We start from the raw sequence: 24,292 nt of genomic DNA on the forward strand, positions 1-24,292 counted from the left end.
GGCAGAAAACTGTACTTAACCGTAGACCGTTGCCTCGTCGTCGGACTCCTTGGAGATCCGGCGGGCAAGGTAGAGGCCCTCCAGCGCAAGTTCGACGGCGGCGGCGCGCTGTCCGTCGTTCTTCGCGCCCAGGCGCTCACTGATTTTGTCGTAGAGACTTGATCCGTTTCCGGATCCGTTGAGGGCCGGAAGGTTCTGCAGGAACTCCCGGGCCGTGACCTGGTCCCCGGTGGTCACGGTGGTGTGGCCGTCGAGCGCGGCCACGAGCGGGCCCATCTCGATCCCCTTGAAATGCGCGCGCACGGCTTCGGCCGTGGCGGTGCGCAGCAGGTGGTCGAGGATGCCCTGTTCACGGCCTTCCTCACCTGACTCAAACTCGATCTTGCCCGTGAGCACTTCCACGGCGGTCTCCAGGTCGATGATCCGCGCGACGGCCTGGTCCTCCCCGCGCACGCTGGCCCGGCGCAGGGCCGCAGCGGCGACGGTCTCGGCGCCTGCGATGCCGAAGCGGGCGGAAACGCCGGAGGTCTGGTTGATGGCCGGGGACTGCCGCAGCGCCCGGGTGTAGCGGGCGAGGATCTCGAGGATGACGGGCGGGACGTCGGCCACCAGCTTCCCCTCCTGGCGGATGACGGAGACCTCGTCTTCCAGCTCGATCGGGTAGTGGGTCCGGATCTCGGCGCCGAAGCGGTCCTTCAGGGGAGTGATGATCCGGCCGCGGTTGGTGTAGTCCTCGGGGTTCGCGGACGCGACCACCAGCACGTCCAGCGGAAGCCGCAGCACGTAGCCGCGGATCTGGATGTCGCGCTCCTCCATCACGTTGAGCATCGACACCTGGATCCGCTCAGCGAGGTCCGGCAGCTCGTTGATGGCGATGATCCCGCGGTTGGAACGGGGAACCAGGCCGTAGTGGATGGTCTCGGGGTCCCCGAGCCGGCGGCCCTCGGCTACGCGCATCGGGTCGACGTCGCCGATGAGGTCGGCGACGGAGGTATCCGGCGTCGCTAGCTTTTCGACGTAGCGCTCCGAGCGGTGGCGCCAGGCGACCCGCATCCGGTCCCCTTCGGTGAGGGCACGGGCGCGGGACTGCTCGGTGATCGGGTCGTAGGGGTGCTCGTTGAGTTCCGACTCCTCGATCACCGGCGACCACTCGTCCAGCAGCCCGGCCAGGGTGCGGAGCAGCCGGGTCTTGCCCTGCCCGCGTTCGCCGAGGAGGACGACGTCGTGGCCGGCGATCAGGGCGCGCTCGAGCTGGGGAAGGACGGTCCGGCTGAACCCGTACAGCCCGGGCCACGGATCGCGCCCTGCGGCGAGCGCGGCGATCAGGTTGTCGCGGATTTCGTGGCGCAGATCTTTGTGGACGTGGCCGGATGCACGCAGTTCGCCAACGGTGAAGATATCTGGACGATCACTCACCCCTCTACGGTAGTCCTCGAGTGTGGGGGGAATCGAGGGATTCTCCAGATTCCTCCACGCTGTGAGCGCTACCGCTCCGCGGCTCCCCCTTCCTCGCAGGCTCGGGCGGGGCCCCTGCCGCTACGCTTATTGCTGTGACTGCAGAATCACCGTCGGCACCATCACCGCCGTCGAAACCGGAAAGCACGCTCCTCCTCTTGGTGCGCCACGGCGAGACGCCCACAACCGGCATGGTGCTGCCAGGGCGGGCGCCGGGACTGCACTTGTCCGAGCGGGGCCGGGCCCAGGCCGAGCGGGTGGCGGAACGGCTCGCGGGCCTTACGGTCGACGCCGTCTACTCCTCGCCGCTGGAGCGCACCTGGGAGACGGCGGAACCCACGGCCGCCGCTGTTGGACTGGCAGTGCGAGAGGAGCCCGGCCTGCTCGAATGCGACTTCGGTGAGTGGACCGGCGTGGCCCTCGCCGAACTGTCCGGGCTGCCGGAATGGCAGACGGTGCAGCTCAACCCCTCGGCCTTCCGCTTTCCCAATGGCGAGAGCTTCACGGAGATGCAGGCGCGGATCGTCGGGGCGCTCGAGGTGCTGGGGACAGCGCACGCCGGGGGCGTCGTCGTCTGTTTTTCCCACGCCGACCCGATCAAGGCGGTAGTGGCCCACGCCCTGGGTACGGATCTTGACCACTTCCAGCGGATTGTCATCAGCCCGGGGTCCGTCTCGGCCATCTCTTACGCGGACGGTCAGGCCCCTGCCGTGCACATGGTGAACTCGACGTCGGAACCGCTGAGCGGGCTGCGGGCGTGACATGGCTGCCTGTGACCGCGAGCTGACGCTACTTGCCGAGGGCCACGTCGAGCTGATCGGACGCATCCCGCGCAGCAGCAACGAGACGTTCCTCGTAGAGATTTCGTCCGGGGACGACACCGGCTTTGCGATCTACAAGCCGGAGGCAGGAGAGCGTCCGCTGTCGGATTTCGAGCCCGGGCTGTACCGGCGGGAACGCGCGGCGTACCTGCTCAGCGAGTCCCTCGGGTGGGGATTCGTGCCGACGACGGTCGTCCGCGAGGAGGCACCGCTGGGGATCGGCTCGCTCCAGTGGTTCATCGACTGCGACTATAGCGAGCACTACTTCACTCTGTACGACGACGTCCCGGAAACGCACCGTGACCTGGCCCGGATCGCCCTGTTCGACTACGTCGCCAACAACACGGACCGCAAAAGCGGGCACGTGCTGCGCGGCGACGACGGCCGGGTGTGGGGCATCGACCACGGGCTGTGCTTCTCGGCAATCTTCAAACTGCGCACCGTGATCTGGGACTTCGCGGGCGACCCCATCCCCGGTGCATTGCTCGAGGACATCGCCCCGCTCGCCGAGGCCGTGCCCGCCGAGGTGGCCGAACTCCTCGACGGCTCGGAGGTCACTGCGCTACAGCGGCGGGTGCGGCGGCTGCTGCATGAGCCGGTGCTGCCGGTGGACCACACCGGCATGCGCTACCCGTGGCCGCTGGTGTAGGCGGCACCTCCTCCGACCCCGCGAAGCGCGAACGTACACTCGGCGACCGTCTGGATCGGCGAGCACCACTCGATGGAGTACACCATCTCCCCCAGTCCCATGCCCCAGCTCTCGTACCTGGCCGCGCGCACGTCGCGCATCCGCCTCGGTGCCGGAACCATCATCGCGCCCTTCTGGAACCCGCTCCGCGTCGCCGGCGAGACTGCGCTCCTGGACGTCATCAGCAACGGCCGGATGGAAGTTGGGCTGGCACGCGGCGCGTACCAGTTCGAGTTCGACCGCCTGATGGGCGGCATGTCGGCGGTCGACGGCGGCAAGCACCTGCGCGAGATGGTGCCGGCCGTGCGGGCGCTCTGGGCAGGTGACTACGCGCACGACGGCGAGGTTTGGCAGTTCCCCACGTTCACCAGCGTCCCGAAGCCGCTGCAGAAGCCGACGCCGCCCATGTGGATCGCTGCCCGCGACATCTCCTCACACGAGTTCGCCGTCGCCAACTGCAACGTGATGGTGACGCCGCTGATGAAGGGCGACGAGGAGGTCGAGGACCTGGCACGCAAGTTTGATACCGCCGTCGAGAACAACCCCGGCGTCCCCCGCCGGGACCTGATGGTGCTCCGCCACACCCACGTCCACCCCGCGGACGAGCCCGACGGATGGCGGCGCCCGGCCGAGGGCATCAACAAGTTCTACCGGACGTTTGATGCCTGGTTCGGCAACAAGACCACGCCGAAGGACGGCTTCCTCGAGCCCAGCCCCGAAGAGAAGTTTGCCGACCTCCCGGAGTTCACGGCGGAGTCCCTCCACCAGACGGCGATGATCGGGACGCCCGAGGAGGTCATCGAGCGGCTCCGCCACTACGAGGCACTCGGCGTCACCGAGTTCAGCCTCTGGTCCGACAACAGCCTGACCCACGAGGAGAAGAAGCGCTCGCTCGAGCTCTTCATCGAACAGTCTCAGGCTGCATTTCAGATGGTGAGCACTAGCTTGCCGGACACCTGGCCGTTTTCCAGAAAGCGGATCGCGTCCTTAGTCTCAGCCAGCGTGAAGGTTCGGTCGAGGGCCGGTGCCATTTTGCCGGCCTCGATGAGCGGAGCAAGGTCCTGCAGTTCGGCGGCGCGGACTAGGCCGAGGAATATGGTGAGCCGTTGGCTGATGAAGGGTGACAGCACCAGGGCACCGAGCTGGCGGTGCAGGCCTCCGGTCAGTTTCCCGCCACCCTCACCGCCGGTGATGACGGCCGTTCCTGTAGGGGTTAGGGCGCGACGCAGGCGGGAGATTGATGGGTTTCCCGCGATGTCCAGGATGAGGTCGTAGGGGCCGGCGTCCGCGAAGTCCTCACGGGTGTAGTCGATGACGTGGTCTGCGCCGAGGTTACGGACAAACCCGACCTTGCCGGTACTGCAGACTCCGGTAACCTGCGCACCGTAGGCTTTGGCCAGCTGGACCGCGTAGCTGCCGACGCCGCCGGACGCTCCGGTGACAAGCACCTTCTGCCCCTCCGTGATCTTCCCGGCGCGCAGGCCCAGGAGGGCAGTGACCGCGGAGACCGGCACCGCCGCGGCCTGCTCGAAGGAGAGGCTCTCGGGCTTAGCGGCCAGTTGGGCTTCGGGCGCAACGGCGTATTCCGCGTAGGAGCCACGGCCGCTGCCGTACACCGCGTCGCCGACGGCGAACCGCGTGACTTCGGGACCTACGGCTTCTACGGTTCCTGTGAGATCCAGGCCCAGAACCGGGTCCTTCGGTTTCCGGATTCCGAATACCAGACGGCCGAGGTAAGGGAGGCCGGTCATCATGTGCCAGACACCGCGGTCGACGCCGGCCGCCCTGACACGGATGAGCACGTCGCCGCCTTTGACAAGAGGACGGGGCACCCGATCCAGGCGCAGCACCTCCGGCCCCCCGTAGGTTTCCCGAACGATCGCGCGCATGTCGTCCACGGTCCCGGTGTCCTGTCGTTGAGGGTGCTCCCGCGTTTTCATAACGTTCCTTTCTGTTCCGGTCGGTTATCTTTCGTACACTGTACGAGAAGGGTAGCGTACAGTGTACGAAAGCGGAAGGGCTGGGAGGAGTAGTTGATGAAGGACAGACGCGGGGGCGGCAGGGACCGTCCGGGGCTCAGCCACGAGAAGGTACTGCGGAAGGCTCTGGAGTTGGCGGACAGGGACGGCCTCGCCGCTCTATCGATACGTTCACTCGCCCAGGGGATGGGCACCAAGCCGATGACGCTCTACTACTACGTGGCTAACAAGGATCAGATCCTTGACGGTCTCGTGGACCTCGTTTTCACCGAGATCGATACACCGGAGGCCGGAGGCGAGTGGAAGGAACAGATGCGCCGCCGGGCCCACTCGGCCCGCGAAGCGCTGCGCCGGCATCCATGGGCGGTCGGCCTGCTGGAATCCCGCAAGGCTCCCGGCCCGGCGACCCTGAAGCACCACGAGGCGACACTGGGGACACTGCGTGCCGCGGGCTTCACCGTGCAACAGACCGCCCGGGCCTACTCGCTACTCGACAGCTACATCTACGGGTTCGCCCTCCAGGAAGCCGCCCTGCCCATAGCAGGGCATGAGCCGACGGCGGAGGTGGCCGGCCCCATCATGGAACGGTTCGCGACCGGGGAATACCCGCACATGGTCGAGATCGCCACGCAGGTTGTCATGCAGCCCGGCTACGACTACGGCAACGAATTCACCTACGGGCTGGAGTTGATCCTCAGTGCGTTGGAACCGGCACCGGCTGACTAGCATGCGGCAACCCTTTCCGCCTCGTCGGCCAGACTCCAGGATACTCTCGGCATCCCGCAACTAGATGTGTAGCTATCGGTCCATGCTGAAAGGCTACATAGCGCTTGACTCTCCGCTTGAGCCTGACGGGGTGTACCACTCCCACACACCGTCCTCAGTCAGGCTCCCCCTCATCGCGCCGAACATCCAAGGAGTAATTCCCGTAGGATCACCGCCGGCCTTCACAAACTCGGCACGCTTCTTACGAGCGCGGTTGAAGTGATCGGGGAGGTACAGTCCCAGTCCAATGACTCACCCGACCACGAAGAACAGGATTGAGATGAGGCCGATTGGATGACGGTCGGTAAGGAACACGTACCCAACCGCAGCCCCCACGCCGAACAGGAGGGTCCAGAACACCGTCCAGAATCCGGACCAGAACTGGAGGCTTCCGTTGCTGGGTCGCTGGTTGGGATCGTTGTTACGCTGCACGCCAGGAGGCTTTCCCATGGAACCTGGGTGGTAAGTCCGCTTCACAGGAGCATTCTAAACGTGCGTGCAAAGACTGAAGAACCGGAAGGCGCTCCGCGTTGAACCGGACGGGCTAGGAACTCCTGCCAGCACCGAAGCTGCAGTTCCGAGGAAAATCCAGCGTCCTGGATTTCGTATCGTCGATGACTCTAGCGCAAGCAAGTTGTTTAGTCGGACTGCTTGCGCAGTGCTGCCCAGGCTTGGAAACCGCCGATCAGATCGGTCGCACGGCTCAGCCCCAGCCGTTGCAGGGTGTGTGCAGCGAGGCTGGAGCTATAGCCCTCATTGCAGACGACCACGATCCGCCGAGCAGGGTCGTCTGAGATCGGGAGCCGGTGGGGGCTGGAAGGGTCCAGCCGCCACTCGAGGACGTTTCGGTCAATGACGACCGCTCCCGGAAGATCACCGTCGCGGTCTCGCTGATCGACCGGCCGCGTGTCAACAACAAGGGCGCCCGCTGCCATCTCCCGCTCAAGATCCGATGCGTGAACACGCTCGAGCCCGATGCGGCTCTCAAGTAGTAATTGGTTGATCGTAAGAGTCCCTGGGGAATCGCGCGGATCTAAACTGCACTGGCAGGTCGCGACGCCGTCGTCGGGGATGTGACATTGCTTCACCGTTTTCCTCGCTTTGCCTGCTGATCGGTCGGTCTTTCCACCATGAAGCGAAATGATGAGCTATTTCGGTCATCAATTTCAAGGGTATGGGGGGAGCCTGGTCAACGTGAGAGATGCGATCGAGACTCCAGGCTAGGCACCGCCACCTAGGGTTCTTTGGTGACTCCAATGGCAGGGAGAATTGTGGCGAATTGCTTCATCCACTGGGATACGCAGAGTACAAACTGACAGAATCGCAATTATCGCCGTTTTCTGGCTACGCTTCGCCGCTCTGAGTTAGTTGGCCCTTCGATACGCAGCCGACATTTATCAACGGCTCAAGACCGGTCCGCTCACCCACGCAGTTGTGCGAGAGCGGGGGTAGTCTGGAGGACCGGCCCAGGCGCTATTGCTGACCGCTCCACCGTGTGGGTGAATAAGGGTCCAGGCGTGTGGCTGAATAGGGCTCCGGGGCAGGGTGCCGGATCAGGCATCGAAATGCGTTTCCATGCTGCCGCCGGAAGGCTGTTCGAACAGTTCTGTGCGGAGTTTGCGGTTTCGGTTGCCGGACACTTTGGTGAGGATTTCCATCGCTTCTGCCTGGGAGCACCTGTTCTGCCCCATGATGACACCGCAGGCCAGATTGATGGCGGTCCGGCTTTGCAGGGCCCCTTCGAGGTCCTCCGCCCGGTTTTGGAAGCTGTCGATTCGCACCGACAGCGTAAGGGTAGTGTGGACGGCTGCGGCGAAACCCACGGCATTTTTTCGAAGACGTTCGGGGTGAAGGCGCCGGGCCTGGACGCGAAGAAGTTCAGTGCCGCACTGGCTTCGCTGCTGATTTCCAGAGGCACTCCCAAGGAGCTCCGAACGCCTGCCTCCGCGAATCTCCGGTTCAACTCCGGCCACCTGGAAGCCGAGGCGACATCGTCGATGATCACAGGCGACATCTCGCGCAGGGCTTTGATACAGGGGCCGTCCCCTACTGCCTGCTCCAGCAGGTCAAGCTCCACGGCCCGCCTACTGCTGCCGGCAGCAGTAGGCGGGCCTGCGCCTTAGCTTGACGGTAACTGCGCATTCAATCTCGTCACCGGCCGCTTCGGAAACCGCCACGGCGGCCAGCTGGAGAGTCCTGAAAGGAACTCAACTGCATTTTCGGAACCCGCGAGAACGCTCTGAAGCTCATCCGCAGGTTCCCGTCCCGAGGAATTCAACATGGGCCCATCCCAGGCCCGCCCGCCTATAGCGTCACGTGCGATATGCGTGAACCAGGGAAAAGGAGCGATCCTATAGTCGAGTGTGCTTCGTCCTGGGCGTGATTGGTGTGATGGCGTCGAGCTCGTGCGCGGACTGCAATACCGTGCCCGGAACAGCCCAGATCTTCAGACATTCACCTGCCCGTGGGAGTCACTGCTCGAGGTCGTCGGGATCGAACTGGCTTAATGGAGGCCCGCCGAAGTTCGCCGGGTCGCCGGTGGGATCGGCTTCCTCACCGCGGCGTGCTTCGCCGGGATCCATGTTCGCGGCCGCCTCTTCGAGAGTTGGTACGTCCGTTGATTGCTGTGTTGCGTCCGGCAGGGTTTGTTCGCTCTGGGATCCCTCTTCCTCCCCCGAGGCAGGGTCCAGCTCGGAAGACGAAGCGTTACCAGAGCTTTGGTCAAGCGGGGTGTCGTCGTTTTGGGCGACCTCAGAGTTGTCGTCGGGGAGGTTCTCGTTGCTCATGATCGGGCCTTTCTGGTAAGCAGCCTGCCAATGCAACCAGCATATTGACGGAATGGCCTCCCGCGAGGCCGGCGACAACGAAAATAGCCATTAGGTGCGGGCAGTGATTGACATTGCTGCAATCTAGGAATAAGCGGCGATGTCTGCGGAGATACCGTCGGCAAGACGGTCGCCATGCGTGCGCTGTTTTCAAGAGAGTTCATGGTCTTTGTCGCAGGCATGTTCCGTGCTGCGGGGCGGAGGTCCTTTTCCCGCCCCGGGCTGAGGCCCCGCCCCGTGAGCACAAGGGCACCGCGCAACCCGGGCCCTCGAATACCAGGCGGGGGCATTAAGATTCGTGGTTCCCCTCGGGTCGTACGCCACGAGTCCCAACCCGTAAATCAACAGAACTGAAGCGGACAATAAGCTGACTGTGGATCCGGGAGCACAAGGTGGCCGATGCAACCGCCGGCGGGTACTGGGCGAGGCATAGGGTACGGCAGTCGAGCAGGCCGGGCCAGGCCTCGGCGAGGTGTGGCTGCGCTGCAGTTCCAGCCGGAGAAGCCCGCCAGTACGAAATCAACGCCTACCTCCGCGGCTCCCTCACCTGAGATCCCCGCCCGCGTGCCTCATACAACGGGGGAAGGCCCAGGTGCTCGGTCAATTCCGCTTCCAGCGCTGTCTCCAGCACATTCCTCGTGAGATGGTTCAGCAGCCCGCCCGGGCCTACCAGGCTCACGCCCTGCTCCTTGGCCTGCGTGAGCAACTGCTCCGCAAGCTCCTTCTGATCGATGATCTCTCCCGTGACAGGATCGATCATTACCCCTGTCATCTCGGTCGTGGACTTTGACACGGCCGTCTCCTTTCGGATCAGGCCGGAACCTCACACACCGCTTTTCTTACAGTCCCGTTGCGAGACACGAGCAGCCGCCCGTTTCACTTCGCATTGTCAGATCCATTACTGAAAGTGTGAAGCTCGAAATTTTGCCATCCGACGGGAACGGCGGTGCGTTCGAAGAACTCCGTGTCAATCTCGAATCCCAGTCCTGCTCAGGGAGAGACAGCCAGCCGTCGATGTGCTGTAGCGGCTTATCGACCGAGGCTGTCTTGAAGGGACGGGCTGAGGTGTCGTATTCGAAGAGCGGGTGTTGGCAATGGCGTGCAGGGATGCGAATTGACCGATAGCTGAAACTCGGAGCCACTCGGAAAGCCAAAACCTCTTTTGGGCCGCTCCGTCCTGTCGGCGCTCGGCCTAAACAATGGGTGATTACATGGGAAATTTCCACGACATTCCCAGATTCGCCCAGCACCATAAGTACTACTACGACTCCAGATCCGGAGTAGCCCAAGACTGAAAGTTGAGGGAACAGCCATGGTTGAAAAAAACGCAGAGCGACATCCATCGAGCGTGCTGCTTTGGGTTGTGATGATCCCGCTCGCGGCGGTTATGGTGGCCGCACTCATTTACTTTATTGTCACTACAGCTATCCCTGTCATAGGTGAGGTATGGAAAGCGCTTTTCTAGACACGACCTTGGGGCGAATAGTCTGTCGGCATCCGCCGTGCACGGCGGGCACGAGCGGCGAGGAACGCTTCGCCGCTCGTGCGGGAGGCTCTGCGGGGCTGAGGTCGGGTTGGAGCACCCCCCAACCCGACGTCAGCTACACCGCTCAATAGGCGTCAGAATAGGATCCGCTTCCTGGTTACCTGACGCGCTCACGCCAAGGTCCCAGATCTCAACCTGACACATTCAGTCGCGTAAGCCGGTCCTCCAGCGCGACACCTCTAGATCGCACCCTTGCCATAAGAATTTCGCGTGAATGCTGCCTTCCCGATGGGCGTATGCCCTGCCCGAGAAACTGCCCGCTGGTGGTGCCTCAAGCGCTACACCGGCGGGCATGAACGCGCACCTCGTCGGCTACGCCCGGGAATCCAACAACGAGCAGGACCTCACGGTCCAAGGGAACGGGTCCGCCGCCCTCGGGTGCCTATTGAAGGGATCTACGGTAATCATGGAATGACGGGAGCAAGCTCGGCTGGCTCGCCCGATTCCCCCTCAGCTTCCTGAGCAGCCGTGCGCTTGACGCTCAGGATCGGTGAACCCGCGCCGCGAACCCGGAACCGTAGTGCTCGGCCAGTTTCGCCAGGCCCTCGTCCAGCGAGACGGCAGGCGTCCAGTCGAGGAGTTCTTGGGTCTCGCGCTGGTCGAACCAGTGGGCGGTGGAGAGTTGCTCAGCAAGGAACCTGGTCATCGGTGGCTCCTCTTTCCGGCCGGCCCAGGTCCAGAGCTTTTCCACCACCGCTCCCGCCGCCCGTGCAACCCCGCCCGGCACAGACCACGACGGCGCGGGGACGCCCCCCGCAGCGCAGATGCCTGCCAGCAGCTCGCCGACCGGGCGGGGCTCGCCGTTGCTGACGACGAGGGCCCGGCCGTGGATGTGCTCCATGCGGTGCAGCGCGGCCACGATGGCCGAGGAGGCGTTATCCACGTAGGTGGTGTCGATCAGGGCCGCCCCGGCGTCGAGCAGCGGCAGGCGGCCGTGGCCGGCACGTGCCAGGACCCGTTCCACCAGCTGGGTGTCGCCGGGGCCCCAGACGATGTGCGGGCGCACCGCCGCGACCCGGAATTCCGGAGCGTCCGCTGCCAGTGCCAACAGCTCCGCCTCGGCCTTGGTGCGGGAGTAGTCGCCGTGCGCATGCTCCGGGTCAGCCGGTTCCGCGCCCAGCCCGGCAATGGCGGCGCCCGAGTTGGCCACGGACGGCGACGACACTAGCACCAGGTCGCGCACGCCTGCCGAACGGGCGGCCCGGAGCAGGCGGCGCGTGCCTTCGACATTCACCTCGTCGAATTCCGCCGCACGGCCCGTGAACGAAACTTTTGCGGCCAAGTGGATAACGCCCTCGGCGCCGGCGACGGCGCGACCAACGGCGACATCGTCCCTGACGGACCCGCGGAAGTCCGCAGCGCTGTCGACCCCTGACGGACGGCGCTGGAACGTGGTGACCTCGTGGCCCTGGCGGACCAGCAGCCGGGCCACTTCCCGCCCCAGCAGCCCGCTGGCGCCGGTGACGAGAACCTTCATGGCTGGCCCGGACGGCCGCCGGCCAGCACCCGTGAAGCCCAGCGGGACAGTCGGGTCCTGTCGATCTTGGCGTTGTGCCGGATGTCGGTGGGCTGTGCGGTGACAGCGAGAACAGCGGAGACGTTGACGCCAGCCGCAAGGGCTGCCCCGCGGACACGCCCGGCAAGCTGCGGCGAAGCAGGGCCCGCCTTGCGTGCGGGAGGCACGGTCTCGACGACGGCGACGACGGCCTGCGTCCCGGACGGACCGACCCCGACGACGGCGGCCAGCCCGACGTCGTCCAGGCGTTCGATGGCCTGTTCGGCGCCCACGGGCGTGACGACGGCAGCGGGCGCCGTCACGACGTGCGCGAGGCGTCCCTCCACCCAGAGCCGGCCGGCGGCGTCGAAGTGCCCGACGTCGCCGGTGCGGTGCCATCCGGGCAGGCTGGTGCTCTCCCGCTGGGTCAGCCAGAGCCTGTCGTAGGCTTCCTTGACGTGCGGGGAACTGACGATGATCTCGCCGGTAACCCCGGCTTCTGTCATGAAATCGGTCCCGGGTGCGGTGCCATCCGCCGCCAAGGGAACGACGGCCACGCGGGCGTCATGCACGGGCCTACCCACGCACACGCCATTGCCCGCTCCCGCCACGGTGCCGGCAGCAGCTTCGGCATCGGCGGTCTGGATCTGTTCGAGGCTGATGTCGGTGACCGGCAACGCCTCAGTCATGCCGTACGGGGTATGCAGCGAGGCCCGGGGCAGCAGCCGCTGCACCTCCGCCAGGAGCGGTTCGGGGATGGGCGCGCCGGCAGACAGAAGCAATTCGACAGCCTCCAAAGCTTGACGCCCTCCCCCGCTCACGCCATCCCGGGTGGCAAGAACGTTGCGCAAGGCCGCCGGCGAGGCGAAGACCACGGTGGCGTCTATGGCCGCGGCGGCGTCCGCCAGCGCGCGGGCCGTCAGGGTGCGGGGCGCAGTGACGTCCATGTCCGGCGTTACCGAAACGGCACCGAGCGCCGGTCCCAGCAAGGCGAACGGGGCGAAGCCCGCCACCAGACGTGCGCCCGGGCTGATCCCGAAGGTTTCGGCCACCGTATCCCGCATCGCGGCCAGCTGCCGGTGCGTGTAAAGCACGCCTTTGGCGGGACCGGTGGAGCCGGACGTGAAGAGCACGGCAGCGTCGGCATCCGGGTCCGGAGCTTGGGCCGGACCCCGGCAAGAGAGGGTCGGGCTGACGCCGGATCCGCGCCGGCCGAGGGCGGCCAGGGAGGTTTCGACGCCGAGAAGGCGCCGGCGGGCAGCCGGCAGGTCCTGCACACTGATGCGCCGTCCCGGCCAGCCGAGCACAGCGGCAGCCGCCAGCGCCCTGTCGATTCCGATGAGGAAATCCGGGGTGGCACCCTTAACGGCCCGGCTTAGTCCACGGCGGCCAAGGCCGGCGTCGGCCACGACCACCACGGCACCCAGCCGCAGGCAGGCGTAGAGGGCCACGGTCAGGTCGACGCCCGGCGGAACCATCAGGCTCACCCGGCTGCCGTGCTCTACGCCGCCTTCCTTCAGGCCAGCCGCGAGGGCGGCAATGCTCTGTTCAAGCTCCCGCCAGCTGAGCGAGCGGGCGACGCTGCCGTTCGCGGCCATTTCCGCGACGGCGGTGGACCCGCCGGCGGCTCCTGCCGCCAGCTCGGTGAGCGGCGCCCAAAGCGGCGGGACGCCGTCGGCCGGGGCGTTTGTCCGTTGAAGACCAGGTCCGCTGTCGCGCCCCAGCTCGGCAAGCCACTCGAAGACAGGAGTGGCGATGTCCCTGTCTTCCGCGACGAGATGTCCGGCACCTTCGAAGCGGTGCACTTTCGCATGCGGAAGCCGGCTGATGAGGTCCTTGAGGTACCGGTCGGAAAAGATCGGGTCCCGCGGCCCCCAGAGCATCAGCGCCGGAACCTTCAGCCCGCGCAGCCCTTCGGCGACGCCGCTGAGCGCCGGGAAGCTCGGATGCGACGGCTCCGCGGGAATGTCCGCGACAAAGTTCCCCACGCCTGCGCGGCGGGCGGCACCACGGTAAGGGGCCATGAAGGCGCTCCGGACATCGGCGGCGAGCGGCGGGTGGGCCAGGGAATGAGTCACCCGCAGGAAGGTGTCCGACGTCGTCGTTCCCCAGCGGTGCACGGCCGGGTGCAGGGCAAGCCTCAGCGCCGGCGGGATGCCGGAGCCGGCGGGCTGGTGGACGGCGGTGTTGGTCAGCACCACGCCGGCGAGCTGCTCCGGATGTGCCAGAGCCCAGCCCAAACTGATCACGCCGCCCCAGTCGTGGCCCACCGAGACGACCGGCCCGTCCAGGCCGAGTGCATCGGTAAGGTCGCCCAGGTCGTTGATCCGGTCCGCCAGGCGCCGGAACGTGCCGGTGCGCTCCGAGTAGCCCATGTCCAGCTGGTCCACCGCCACCACACGCCACGGACGTGCGGGGTCGGATCCGGCGGCCAGCAGGCTCCGCCACAGGTAGGACCACGTCGGGTTGCCGTGCACGCACAGCAGTGTGCCGGCGGGAGTCAGCCCGCGGCGGGAGAGCTGGGCGCCATTGTCCAGGAGATGCCAGCGGCGCACCGTTCCCGGCGGATCCGCGGCGGAGGTGGACGCCACCGCAACTTCGCGCGACCATTCGGGGTCCACGCCGGGCCAGTCCACGCCGGGCCAGCCGGCGGCTACCAAACGATTTCCATCATGGCGGTGTTCAGGCCGGAACCGACGCCCATGCACAGCACGCGGTTCCCGGTTTCGAGGGTTTGCGCTTCGGCGGCGAGGGTCATGGGGAGCGAGGCAGGGCCCACGTTGCCCCAGTGCGGGAACGTGATGGGCACCCTGTCCGGGTCCAGGTCGATGGCGTCGATGATGGCCTTCGTGTAGGCATTGCTGACCTGGTGCGTGACGTAGCGGTCCATGGAGCCCCAGTCCCACTCGGGCTGGGCCTCGTGCCAGGCGTCCACCACGAGCCGCAGGCCACCGTCGAGCAGGCCCCTGGTGTCGGTGGCCATGCCGTCGATGCCGCCCACGCACAGTTCATGGTGCTCGGTGCCGGCCCGCATCACGCCGCCGACGATCCGGTGCGCGCCGGGGTGCTCGTCCGCCGGGCCCAGCACCGCTGCAGCGGCTCCGGAACCCAGGGTGAGGGTGGCGAACTCGCGGTTGAAGTCCTCGCGGGTGGTTTCGGGCCGCTGCAGCCGGGCCAAGGTGGCCTCCTGCGTGGCCTGGGCATCTTCACCGTTGACAATCATCGCGTACTTAATCTGGCCGGAGTCGATCATGTTGGCCGCCAGGGCCATGCCGTTGACGAATCCGAGGCAGGCGTTGGCCAGGTCGAAGTTCATAGCCGACGACGGCAGGCTCAGTCCGTGGTGGATCTTCACCGCGACGGACGGTTCGAGGTTGCGCCGGGTGACCGAGGTGTTGATCAGCAGGCCGATTTCGGATGCGCCGACGCCGGCTTCGGCCAGGGCCTTTGCGCCCGCTTCGACCGCCGCATCATCGAACGATGTCCCGGCGGCCCACCAGCGGCGGTGCGTGATGCCGGCGACGCGTTCAAGCAGCCGCGGCGGGAACTTCAGCCGCTGCAGGGTGGAAGCCAGCCTCCGGTCGAAATCCGTGGAGCTCACGATCCTCGGAGCCTCGACACTGCTTACCGAAAGCAGCGCGGTGTTGCTATGTCGGAAGGTTGCGTTCCCTGCCAATTCAAGCCCCTATTCGTTTCTGTCCTGCATTCATGCGGTGACTGTACCCATAAGTGCATAAGTGCAAGCCCAAGAGCTTAACTATGATGGTGCGAACCCGGATCCTCCACATTTGCCTCCCGTGGCACCTTTACTTGAGGCAGGCCGACGACGGCGGGACGTCCCGCCGTCGTCCGTTAAGGGCCGTATCCGTGCCCGCCGGCCGTCAGTACACTGGGACGCATGACCGAGCAGGAAGCCGCCCCGGTCCAGGACGCCGAGGCTCCGACTCTCACCGATCCCGACGCCGTCGATACTTCCTTGCGCAGTCCCGAACAGCGGTCCCGCACCTTCGCCGGGATCCTGGTGAATACCGCGCTTGCCAACGTCACCACCAGCTACCTCTGGTTCGCGCTGACGTTCTGGGTGTACCTGGGGACGCGCAATGTGATCGCCACGGGGGTGGTCGGCGGCGCGTACATGCTGTTGATCGCCCTTTCCAGCATCAGCTTCGGCACCTTCGTGGACCGCTACCGCAAGCTGGCGGTGATGCGCTTCGCCGCCGGGTTCACCCTGGTGATGTTCATGGTGTCCGGGGTCATGTTCCTCCTGACGCCCGCAGCCCAGATCCTGGACCTGGCCCAGCCCTGGTTCTGGGTGTTCACGCTGATCATCCTGGTTGGGGCGGTGGTGGAAAACCTGCGCAACATCGCGCTGTCCACCACGGTAACCATCCTCATCGAGCCGGACCGGAGGGCCAACGCCAACGGGCTGGTGGGCATGGTGCAGGGGCTGATGTTCATCGTCACCTCCCTGCTCTCCGGGCTGTCCGTCGGGCTGCTGGGCATGGGGTGGACCATCGTCGTCGCCCTGGTGCTCACCGCCATGGCGTTCGCGCACCTGCTCACCCTGCGCATGCCCGAGGAACTGCGCGCCGCCGCTACTGATGCGCAAGGCGGATTCGATCTGCGCGGTTCACTCGCCGCCGTGTTTGCCATCGCCGGGCTGTTCGCGCTCATCCTGTTTTCCACGTTCAACAATTTCATCGGCGGCGTTTACATGGCGCTGATGGATCCGTACGGGCTGGAGATGTTCTCCGTGGAGATGTGGGGGGCCGTCTTCGCGCTCGGGTCCACCGGGTTCATCGTGGGCGGCGCACTGATCGGCAAATTCGGGCTCGGCGCCAACCCGCTGCGCACCTTACTCATCGCCGTGGCCGTGATGGGGCTCCTCGGCGCAGTGTTCACGCTGCGGGAGTGGGCCTGGCTGTACGTCGCGGGCATCTGGCTGTACCTGGTTCTGATACCGTTCGTGGAGGCCGCCGAGCAGACTGTCATCCAACAGGTGGTCCCCCTGTCCCGCCAGGGCCGGGTGTTCGGATTCGCCATGGCCTTCGAGTCCGCCGCGGCGCCGGTCACCGCATTCCTTATTGCCCCGATAGCCCAGTTCTGGATCATCCCGTATGCGCGGTCCGCTGAGGGCGCCGCCCAGCTGGCCCCGCTTCTGGGCGAGGGCACCTCCCGCGGCATCGCACTGGTGTTTCTGGTGGCCGGAATCATCATGATCGCCGCCGCGTTGGCGGCCTTTCTGACGCCGGTTTACCGCCGGGTTTCGGCATCATATGCGCGGGCAGCCTTGGACGCCCCGGAGGCTGCGACACCCTCTGCATGAGTAGACGGCGCTTTTACGGCGTGCTGCCGTAACCGGTCCCGCCTGCCTTCTGAATCGCGGCGGCGGTCCGGCTGATAACGACGATCCGCACGGCCACGCCCGCCAAGACCAGGACGACGCCCAGCGCAATCAGGATCCAGGTAGGAACCGCGGCGGCCTCGATGCTGCGGTAGCAGTTCGCCGCTGCTTTGGCGCCGCGGTGGAGCGCGTCGAATGCTTCAGCGGCACGGCTGTCCGGTAAAAGCGGGCTGCCACAGAGCGGGCCGGTCTGCTGCAGTCCGAAGACGATCCCGGCAAGGAGCACAGCGAATCCGGCTCCGATCAGCCAGAGCCAGACCTGCCACGCGGCGGAATTCCGCCGGACCCTTGTACCTCGCACGTCACTCCCTAGATAGCGGCGGTACCGAAATCATAAGGGGAATTGTCCTGAAGCGGACGACGGCGGGACGTCCCGCCGTCGTCCGCTTAGGCGCAGCGAGCCTGGGTCGTGTCAATGATGGCCATCTGGCCGGTTTCGGGGACACCGGGAAATTGCACGTGCTGGGGGTCAGCAGCGGCAACCGGCGGCTCCTGCCGGGAGCGCATGCGAACGAGCGCTACCGCGGAAATGAGGAACCAGGCAACGTTCGTGACCACGGACGGCCAGGCTTCGTGGAATGCACCATTGACAATGAAAGCGCACGAACCGAGGAGATTCGCGGTCTGGAAGCCCTTGCCGGCCTTCAGCCAACCCATGGACACAGCCAGGTACGCACTCAGAATCGCAACAGCGCCTGCCCAACCGGAGATTTCCCACAGCAGTTCCATGATGTCCTTTCAGGGTTGATGCCCGGCTGCCATCCGCTGGACGGAGTGAAGATGACGGGCCATATGTCTTCGTTTAGTAAGGGGCGCCATTGCCGACGGGATCAGGCATCGCTGAACAGCCTGTGCTCAGCCGTCCGGCCTGTCTCTTACCCTTAGTTTTAACAGCAATTATGAGCACGAAGGGTCTTTAGATCAATTGCATTCCGCTGAAGACATGGTTTAGAACTACTTAACATGGATATCGATCCGCGCCGCCTGCGGGTTCTTCTTGCGGTTGCCCGCACGGGCGGAGTGCTCGCCGCCGCCGACGAACTGGGGATTTCGCCCTCGGCCGTGTCCCAGCAGCTCAATAAGTTGGAGGACGAGACGGGGCACGCCTTAGTGGTGCGCACACCCAAGGGCTCGGTTTTGACCCCCGCCGGCCTGGCTGTAGCCGAAGCCGGCGAGGAGATCGAGCGCGCACTCAGCGTCGCCCGCGCCCGGATGGAAGGCGGGGCCAAGATCGCGGGGGTGGTGCGAGTGGGCGGCTTCACCAGCTTTGTCCGCACGGTGGTGATCCCGCGCTTGCCCGAGTGGCGAGTCCAGTACCCGCAATTACAGATCCGGATGATTGAGGACGACTTCCCTGCCCTGATGCGGCTGCTCCGGCAGCGCGCCCTCGACGCCGTTGTGATCGAACTGGATTCGACGACGACGGCCGGGCAGCGTCCACTGGGCGCCGGAATGATCGAGGAGCCCCTCCTGGACGAGCCCTGGAAACTGGTGGTTCCCGCGGGTGCACTGCTCAGCACCGAGAACATCGACCTTGGCCGCCTGCCGTTTCCGTGGCTCGGCGTCGAGTCCTCAGCCGCCAACGCTTCGGTCCTCGGCCGGCTCCGTGAGTCAACGGGTGCCCAGTTGGAGACTGTGCATCAGTACCAGGACACGCTGACCGCTCTGGCACTGGTCGCCGCGGGCGAGGGCGTCGCCATCGTGCCCACCTTGGCGTTGACCGGCCTCGTCCAGGACGGCGTGGACGTCCTGGACGTCCCCGGGCTGGGCACGCGGCGCATCGTTCTGCGGCGGTTCGACCGGCGACGGTCAGCGAGCCTGCCTGTGGACACCGTGGCCCGCCTTTTGCGGGAATCGGCTGCGGCCTTCGACACGCGGTCGACGTCGTGAGCCGCTGTTTATTTGTCCGGAATTACCTGAACAAATAGGCGGGGTGTGGCTATTTCCGGCCGCCTGATCCAGGCATAATGTGGAAGCACCACCGATGGAGTGGCCGGGACGCAGAACTAGCGTTTCCATCCGCGAACTAACAAGGGAGATTCTCATGTTGCTTTGGATAGCCATCATTATCGCGGTTCTCTGGCTTCTCGGCCTGCTCGGCAACATTGGCGGCGGGTTGATTCACCTGCTTTTGGTTATAGCCGTGGTGGTCCTGATCTTCCACTTCGTCCGCGGCAGGTCCTCGCGGGTGTAGCTTGCCGCTGCGATTGACCTCCACGGGCAACAGGGGAGCCGGGTGCTGTTCTTGCCCGGCTTCCCTGTCTCCCGATCAATGCGTGGGGTAGCCCCGCGGCAGCATGGTCACCGGGTGCCGCCGCCAAGTTCGTCCTCGAGGTCCTTGGGTGCCGTGAGATCCATCTCGAGCAGCGGCACCACTTTGGACTTGGTAATGAAGCGGTGAGCCAGCCAGAGGACGATGAAGACCGGCAACCCGATGTAGGAGGAAAGTACCTCCATCACCCTCCCGGCAAGCACAGCCTCGTAGTTCTGTCCCGCGATCACCAGGATCAGCAGGGCGAAGGCCAGCAGTGGGCCAATGGGAAAGAGGGACGCTTTGTACGGCAGGTCGCCAAGCTTGTTCCCCTGGGCCAGGAAGCCACGCCTGAACCGGTAGTGGGAGACCGCGATCCCCGCCCAGACGATGAAGCCGCACAGGCCTGACATGTTCAGCAGCCAGGAGTAGGCCGCGCCCTGACCGACGATCGCGGAGAGGAACCCGAAGAGTCCCACGGCCGCGGTCGCCAGCAGCGCCGGGATCGGCACGCCACGTGCATTGGTCCGGCCGAAGATCTTCGGGGCCATGCCGTCATGTGCCATGGCGTAGAGCATCCGGGTGGAGGCATAGAGTCCGGAGTTGCCCGCGGAGAGGATGGCGGTCAGGATCACCGCGTTCATCAAGGCCGCCGCGAAGGCGATGCCGGCGCGCGAGAAGACCAGGGTAAAGGGCGATGCCGCAACATCGGCCTCGCCGGAGGCCAGCAGGCTCGGATCGCTGAAAGGGATCAGGCAGCCGATGATAAAGATGGCACCAATGTAGAAAAGCATGATGCGCCAGAAGACAGTGCGGATAGCTTTCGGCACTTCGCGACGCGGGTTCTTGGCTTCGCCTGCGGCCACGCCCACCAGCTCGGTGCCCTGGAAGGAGAACCCGGCGATCATGAAGACCGAGATGATCGAGACCCATCCCCCGTGGAACACTTCATCGCGGTTTTCCCAGTTACTCAGTCCCGGGGAGTTACCCCCGAGGATGCCGGAGATCATCAGCACTCCGGCGATCAGGAAGAGCACCACTGCGGTGACCTTGATGAGGGAGAGCCAGAACTCCGACTCACCGAAGGACTTCGCGGAGAGGGCGTTGAGCCCGGCCAGCACCAGCAGAAAGATCCCGGCCCAGACCCATCCGGGGACTCCCGGGAACCAGAAGTCCATGATGATTCCCGCCGCGACCAGCTCGGCGGCCACAGTGATGGCCCAGTTGAACCAATAGTTCCAGCCGATCGCGAACCCAAAGGACGGGGAGACAAAACGGGTGGCAAAGGACTGGAAGGAACCGGCGACCGGAATTTTGGCCGACATCTCCCCGAGTGACTGCATCAGCAGGAAGACCATCAGCCCGACCAGCGCGTAGGCGGCCAGCGCACCGCCGGGCCCCGCCTGGGATATGGTGCCGCCCGAGGCCACGAACAGTCCGGTACCGATCGCACCGCCTATGGCGATCATCTGCAGGTGGCGGCTGCTTAGTCCGCGCTTGAGTTCGTTGGCAGTTTCGTTGGAGGCGCGAGCTGCCCCTGTGGCTGGGGCGTAGCCGGGTTGTGCCACTGCATCGTCGTTGATTTCTGTGGAAGTTGTTTGCGTGAGGGAGCTGAGTCCCATGATGCCTCCGGGAAGGTAGCTGCGGTGGGTTGAACTTTCCGGCGGGCCCGGCCGGGAAGGACGGTGATCAAGCTAACACATGGAAAGAACGAGCCCTCTTGCGAAGCGAATGTTGCCCATCGAATCCTCGATGTCTAACGAATGGGGCGGACAAGCGACCGCGCGAGCACAAGAGTTTCTTATGTGTGGAGAAAAAAGTCATCATGCATGCTTACCCATTGCTACGTTCTTCGGGACCCCTCAACGGAAGGAAGACATGTCTGTCATCGCAAGCCCCGAAGCGACAAGCACCCGGGCAGAAGACCTCAAGGAACTCCCGGCATGGCAGGCTTTGAAGACAGCCGTCATTGGACTGCAGCAGGTTCAGGCGCCGGACGGTTCCGTTCCGGAACCCGCCAACCACGACCAGGCCCGCCAGAAAGTCAGTATCATCACTGGCTCAATTGACGACCTGCGTCCGCACCTTCCCCACGACAGGGAATACCTCGAACTGCTCGTGCAGGACTTCCAGCGGTGGGCGTCCGAGGGCTTCGTCGTACCTGATTTCCTCGACTCCTTGGTGGCCTTCCACCCCGAGCAGTGGCGCATCGATGGGCTGCCGCACCTGGTTGTGTTCCCCATGTACACGCAGAACGGCAGCACCAACCGCTACTTTGAGGCCGTCCTCATCGAGGTCATTTGGCCGTCCTTCGTCGCTGAACTGGAGTCAGGTAGCTACTCCAACAAGCTGTTCGTCCCCATCAGCTTCGTCGATTTCACGCCGGGCTATGACACGAACTCCGCAGTACTCTTCCCCGAGAGCGTAGCCGTGCGGAGCACCCCCTCGTTCACGTGGGGAGGCATTTTCGCGGACCGGGAAGCTGCCCGGTTCCGTCGCGTCCTAAAAGCTGCTGCCGACATTACTTCCCTGGACCTGCCGGATGACGCCGAGGAATTGCTCGAGGACCAACACCTCACGGAGAAGACCTTCGTGATGTGGGATCTGATCCATGACCGGACCCACATGCGCGGTGACCTGCCCTTTGACCCGTTCATGATCAAGCAGCGGATGCCGTACTTCCTGTACTCCCTCGAGGAGCTTCGCTGTGACCTGACCGCCTTCCGCGAATCAGTCCTCATCGAGCGGGACGAAACGGCTTCCGGGGACGCCCGCAAGCACGCCAAGTTGGTCCAGTACGCCGTGATCTTCGATCGCATTTTCCGCTTCGCGATTACCGGAAATCGGGTCCGCAACTACGACGCCGTGGGCGGCCAATTGCTGTTCGCCTGGATGCACCAGCACCGGGTCCTGCACTGGACCGATGGAAAGTTGAGCATCGACTGGAAGGACGTCGCCGGCGTTGTCGTCGAGCTGAGTCTCCGCATCGAGGAACTCTACTGGCGTTCGATCGACCGGCCGAAGACCGCACACTGGCTGGCGGCCTATGAGCTCGTCTCGGAAACCCTCACCCCCAACCCGTCCTCTGTCTGGGCCAAGGGACCGGACGCCCTTCCGCTCGACGGCCCTCCCCGGGGACTGACCGACCAGGTCCTCGATGACGAATTCCCCCTGTCAATGTTCTACGAAGCACTGGAGAAGAAGATGCGCCCAATCATTGAATCAACTGCCGGGATCACCGGTAAGAGCCCTGTGAAGACTGAGGGCGAGGCAGGCGCATGAGCCAGGACCTCTCGGGGCGCACGGTCGTCGTCGCCGGTTCGACAAGCGCTGCCGGCGTTGCGGTGGTGCGCACCCTCTCGCAGGCAGGGGCACGCGTAGCCGCCGTGGACATTCTTGAGGACCGGGTCCAGGAGCTCTCGGCCGCTTACGAAAACGTCACGGGCTATGTCTGCAACCTCGCGGATCTGCAAGCCGTTGAAGACTTGGCGAAGTCCGTCAGAAACGATCTGGGTCCCGTGGATGGCCTTATCCATCTCGTAGGAGGGTGGCGCGGCGGTGAAGGCATCAAAGGCCAGGCGGACGCAGACTGGGACTTCCTGCACACCAGCGTCCTCACCACCCTGAGGAACACCAGCCGCGCGTTTTACGATGACTTGGCTGCTTCCCCGGCCGGACGCCTGGCCATCGTTTCCGCGCAGTCCGCTTCCGCGCCAACGGCGGATGGCGCCGCCTATGCTGCCGTCAAGTCAGCCGCCGAGGCTTGGACCCTCGCCGTGGCCGACGGGTTCCGGCAACTGCAGGGAGGAAAAGAAAGCCTCACCGCTCAGCACTCAGCCGCGTTGGTCCTTGTCGTCAAGGCTCTGGTCGATGACCGGATGCGCGCAGCCCAGCCGGAACGGAAATTTCCGGGCTTCACCGATGTCAGTGTCCTTGCCGACGCTGTGGAGCGGATCTTCCACCTGGAGGCAGAACAGATCAACGGGCAGCGCTTGCCCCTCACCGCCGGCCACCTTGTGGGCGCACTGTCCTGAGCGTCAGCGTCGATACCAAAGCAGGCGTCCCGCAGGTACTGGCGGGGCGTCTGCACGACGCGAACTGCCGGGGCTTCGCCTCCGAGGACTACGCAGGGGCTCACCCGGCAATCATCGAAGCAGTCCAGGCAGTCAACGAAGGCCACGTCACCGCATACGGCGAAGCAGTTTATTACACGGCGGCGCTTCAACAGGTCGTCCACTGCCCATTCGGGACAGCTGCTTCCGCATATCCCGTCGTCAATGGAACCGGGGCCAATGTCCTTGCCCTAAACTCACCCCGGAACTGAACGACCCGAAGCCTTGGGGATGGGGAGACGAGCATCGCGCTCACGTCCACGCGCGGGCATGAAACTCACCTGGACGGAGCAAGGCTGGCCAACGCTGCAGCACATACATCTTGGGTTTCCTTTGCGGCATTCACCACCGACGTCGATGTCGACGTCCTGTCCTTTGGCGGCACCAAGACTGGGCTGCCTCCAGTTAGTCCGTGGCAGGTCCTCCCGGGGGTAGCTTGCGGCTGCGCCGCACAGCTACCAAGTGAGCTTCTGCGCTTTGAGAACGTAGTGGCCGTCGCGCTCGGTGAACGTGACGAGGTACCCGCGCTTGGCGCCGTTGGCCAACACCTGGCAATCGGTGTGGGTGCCTACCTTTAGATTTGGGAAGTTCTTGCACTGCACCCCTGTGATCTTGACACTGGGGCTCTTGGGCTGAGCGCGTGCCATGAGCCGGGCCGCCAGGAGCTTGCCGCTGGTCGCTGGCGTGAATTTCTGGGCTACGGGTGCAGGCGTGACTGCCGGTGCCGGGTTCGCGGTAACGGCTGGCCCTGAAGAAGGAGCTGACGCCGCGCAGCCGGCCACCGTCAGGGCCCCAAGCAGTGCCGCTGCCGGAAGAGCAGTGCGTCTGATGTTCATTGCCGTCCTTTCGATCCGAAGTGACGCTCGCGTCGGCCAGCATCAACTCTGCGTCGTATTCCTTGAGGAAAGGTTGGCGCCGGGGGGACCGCGTGAGAATGGCGGCTTCGCGCAC

At 65.0% G+C, this 24,292-nt stretch carries 21 protein-coding genes and 3 pseudogenes; 9 read left to right on the forward strand and 15 right to left on the reverse strand.

Annotated features, from left to right (window positions below):
* Window positions 1–15: 15 nt before the first annotated feature.
* Window positions 16–1,416, reverse strand: coding sequence for a sigma 54-interacting transcriptional regulator (locus G9E11_RS19425; protein ID WP_190608882.1), 1,401 nt, complete (start codon window positions 1,414–1,416; stop codon window positions 16–18).
* 134 nt (window positions 1,417–1,550) lie between these two features.
* Between G9E11_RS19425 and G9E11_RS19430 the strand changes: the two genes are divergently transcribed.
* The 3 genes and pseudogenes from G9E11_RS19430 to G9E11_RS19440 form a co-directional block, all read left to right on the forward strand.
* Window positions 1,551–2,216 carry an MSMEG_4193 family putative phosphomutase gene (locus tag G9E11_RS19430; RefSeq protein ID WP_190608884.1) on the forward strand — a complete coding sequence of 222 codons (666 nt, stop codon included), beginning with the start codon at window positions 1,551–1,553 and terminating at the stop codon, window positions 2,214–2,216.
* Between the two features lies 1 nt (window position 2,217).
* Window positions 2,218–2,925, forward strand: a complete 708-nt coding sequence (locus tag G9E11_RS19435) for an SCO1664 family protein (protein ID WP_190608886.1) — start codon at window positions 2,218–2,220, stop codon at window positions 2,923–2,925.
* Between the two features lie 99 nt (window positions 2,926–3,024).
* Window positions 3,025–3,744: pseudogene (locus G9E11_RS19440) on the forward strand (LLM class flavin-dependent oxidoreductase); the annotation flags it as partial.
* A 146-nt stretch (window positions 3,745–3,890) separates the two neighbouring features.
* Here the strand turns inward: G9E11_RS19440 and G9E11_RS19445 are convergent.
* Window positions 3,891–4,904, reverse strand: a complete 1,014-nt coding sequence (locus tag G9E11_RS19445) for an NAD(P)-dependent alcohol dehydrogenase (protein WP_246469060.1) — start codon at window positions 4,902–4,904, stop codon at window positions 3,891–3,893.
* 96 nt (window positions 4,905–5,000) lie between these two features.
* Between G9E11_RS19445 and G9E11_RS19450 the strand changes: the two genes are divergently transcribed.
* Window positions 5,001–5,669: a TetR/AcrR family transcriptional regulator gene (locus tag G9E11_RS19450; RefSeq protein ID WP_190608888.1), complete on the forward strand. Its 669-nt coding sequence runs from the start codon at window positions 5,001–5,003 to the stop codon at window positions 5,667–5,669.
* Window positions 5,670–5,960: 291 nt separating this feature from the next.
* Here the strand turns inward: G9E11_RS19450 and G9E11_RS19455 are convergent, their stop codons facing one another.
* The 9 genes and pseudogenes from G9E11_RS19455 to G9E11_RS19490 form a co-directional block, all read right to left on the reverse strand.
* The gene (locus G9E11_RS19455; RefSeq protein WP_190608890.1) at window positions 5,961–6,140 is read right to left on the reverse strand and encodes a hypothetical protein; all 180 of its coding nucleotides are present in this window, start codon (window positions 6,138–6,140) and stop codon (window positions 5,961–5,963) included.
* A gap of 206 nt (window positions 6,141–6,346) precedes the next feature.
* On the reverse strand, window positions 6,347–6,796 hold the full coding sequence (locus tag G9E11_RS19460) for a rhodanese-like domain-containing protein (RefSeq protein ID WP_311764423.1): 450 nt from the start codon (window positions 6,794–6,796) through the stop codon (window positions 6,347–6,349).
* A 465-nt stretch (window positions 6,797–7,261) separates the two neighbouring features.
* Window positions 7,262–7,531: an ANTAR domain-containing protein gene (locus tag G9E11_RS21560; protein WP_311764424.1), complete on the reverse strand. Its 270-nt coding sequence runs from the start codon at window positions 7,529–7,531 to the stop codon at window positions 7,262–7,264.
* Window positions 7,532–7,611: 80 nt separating this feature from the next.
* Window positions 7,612–7,785, reverse strand: a pseudogene (locus tag G9E11_RS21590) (GAF domain-containing protein); the annotation flags it as partial.
* Between the two features lie 394 nt (window positions 7,786–8,179).
* Window positions 8,180–8,494 carry a hypothetical protein gene (locus G9E11_RS19470; protein WP_190608892.1) on the reverse strand — a complete coding sequence of 105 codons (315 nt, stop codon included), beginning with the start codon at window positions 8,492–8,494 and terminating at the stop codon, window positions 8,180–8,182.
* 625 nt (window positions 8,495–9,119) lie between these two features.
* A pseudogene (locus tag G9E11_RS19475) lies at window positions 9,120–9,293 on the reverse strand (IS256 family transposase); the annotation flags it as partial.
* Window positions 9,294–10,560: 1,267 nt separating this feature from the next.
* Window positions 10,561–11,556: an NAD-dependent epimerase/dehydratase family protein gene (locus tag G9E11_RS19480; protein WP_190608894.1), complete on the reverse strand. Its 996-nt coding sequence runs from the start codon at window positions 11,554–11,556 to the stop codon at window positions 10,561–10,563.
* A complete protein-coding gene (locus G9E11_RS19485) occupies window positions 11,553–14,234 on the reverse strand; it encodes an alpha/beta fold hydrolase (RefSeq protein ID WP_194718360.1) in 2,682 nt (893 codons plus the stop codon). Before G9E11_RS19485 ends, G9E11_RS19480 begins: the two co-directional genes overlap by 4 nt.
* Window positions 14,228–15,250 (reverse strand): 3-oxoacyl-ACP synthase III, encoded by a 1,023-nt coding sequence (locus G9E11_RS19490; RefSeq protein WP_190608898.1) that lies wholly within the window; start codon window positions 15,248–15,250, stop codon window positions 14,228–14,230. Before G9E11_RS19490 ends, G9E11_RS19485 begins: the two co-directional genes overlap by 7 nt.
* A 222-nt stretch (window positions 15,251–15,472) precedes the next feature.
* Here G9E11_RS19490 and G9E11_RS19495 point away from each other — a divergent pair, with 222 nt between their 5' ends.
* On the forward strand, window positions 15,473–16,900 hold the full coding sequence (locus G9E11_RS19495) for an MFS transporter (RefSeq protein ID WP_190608901.1): 1,428 nt from the start codon (window positions 15,473–15,475) through the stop codon (window positions 16,898–16,900).
* Between the two features lie 13 nt (window positions 16,901–16,913).
* Here the strand turns inward: G9E11_RS19495 and G9E11_RS19500 are convergent, their stop codons facing one another.
* Window positions 16,914–17,279, reverse strand: coding sequence for a hypothetical protein (locus G9E11_RS19500; protein ID WP_190608903.1), 366 nt, complete (start codon window positions 17,277–17,279; stop codon window positions 16,914–16,916).
* Window positions 17,280–17,365: 86 nt separating this feature from the next.
* Window positions 17,366–17,707, reverse strand: a complete 342-nt coding sequence (locus G9E11_RS19505; RefSeq protein ID WP_190608905.1) for a CBU_0592 family membrane protein — start codon at window positions 17,705–17,707, stop codon at window positions 17,366–17,368.
* Window positions 17,708–17,941: 234 nt separating this feature from the next.
* Here G9E11_RS19505 and G9E11_RS19510 point away from each other — a divergent pair, with 234 nt between their 5' ends.
* Window positions 17,942–18,868 (forward strand): LysR family transcriptional regulator, encoded by a 927-nt coding sequence (locus G9E11_RS19510; protein ID WP_190608907.1) that lies wholly within the window; start codon window positions 17,942–17,944, stop codon window positions 18,866–18,868.
* 154 nt (window positions 18,869–19,022) lie between these two features.
* Window positions 19,023–19,172 (forward strand): lmo0937 family membrane protein, encoded by a 150-nt coding sequence (locus G9E11_RS19515; RefSeq protein WP_104137503.1) that lies wholly within the window; start codon window positions 19,023–19,025, stop codon window positions 19,170–19,172.
* A gap of 107 nt (window positions 19,173–19,279) precedes the next feature.
* Here the strand turns inward: G9E11_RS19515 and G9E11_RS19520 are convergent, their stop codons facing one another.
* Window positions 19,280–20,851, reverse strand: coding sequence for an amino acid permease (locus G9E11_RS19520; RefSeq protein ID WP_246469061.1), 1,572 nt, complete (start codon window positions 20,849–20,851; stop codon window positions 19,280–19,282).
* A 256-nt stretch (window positions 20,852–21,107) separates the two neighbouring features.
* Between G9E11_RS19520 and G9E11_RS19525 the strand changes: the two genes are divergently transcribed.
* Together G9E11_RS19525 and G9E11_RS19530 are read left to right on the forward strand one after the other, a co-directional pair.
* Window positions 21,108–22,511: a DUF6421 family protein gene (locus G9E11_RS19525; RefSeq protein WP_190608910.1), complete on the forward strand. Its 1,404-nt coding sequence runs from the start codon at window positions 21,108–21,110 to the stop codon at window positions 22,509–22,511.
* Window positions 22,508–23,263 (forward strand): SDR family NAD(P)-dependent oxidoreductase, encoded by a 756-nt coding sequence (locus G9E11_RS19530; RefSeq protein ID WP_190608913.1) that lies wholly within the window; start codon window positions 22,508–22,510, stop codon window positions 23,261–23,263. The genes G9E11_RS19525 and G9E11_RS19530 overlap by 4 nt, the downstream gene beginning before the upstream one ends.
* Window positions 23,264–23,796: 533 nt before the next feature.
* On the opposite strand, the gene G9E11_RS21295 is transcribed toward G9E11_RS19530, so the two are convergent.
* Complete coding sequence (locus G9E11_RS21295) at window positions 23,797–24,177, reverse strand: hypothetical protein (RefSeq protein ID WP_246469062.1); 381 nt, start codon at window positions 24,175–24,177, stop codon at window positions 23,797–23,799.
* Between the last annotated feature and the right edge of the window lie 115 nt (window positions 24,178–24,292).

It is taken from the genome of Arthrobacter ipis (assembly GCF_014694315.1).
Taxonomy (GTDB): Bacteria; Actinomycetota; Actinomycetes; order Actinomycetales; family Micrococcaceae; genus Arthrobacter; species Arthrobacter ipis.